1 pseudogene is annotated in these 254 nt (G+C 38.6%); it reads right to left on the bottom strand.

The features are described 5' to 3' along the window. A pseudogene (locus tag SB775_RS31660) lies at positions 1 to 203 on the bottom strand (hypothetical protein); the annotation flags it as partial. Positions 204 to 254: the final 51 nt, after the last annotated feature.

The raw sequence follows: 254 nt of genomic DNA, 5'->3' as shown, positions 1-254 counted from the left end.
CAATTGGATAAGTCAAATGATAGTGTCTCTCCAGGAAGAATAAAGCCTTTATTGGGCTGATTTATTAAACGACCTAAATAAAGAATCTTACCCTCAGAGACAAGTTGAAGAATGATCATAATATCCTTCTCAGTAAGAGGCTGTTTTCCGAAAAAATCTTCAGGACAAGATCCACCCAAGAGGTAGTTTATTGACTCAACCATTGTGGTCTTTCCTACCCCATTGGTTTCCTGACCTTTCCCCTTTTTTTCACC

This window comes from Peribacillus sp. SIMBA_075 (assembly GCF_046534585.1).
This window is presented reverse-complemented; position numbering and strand designations above follow the sequence as displayed.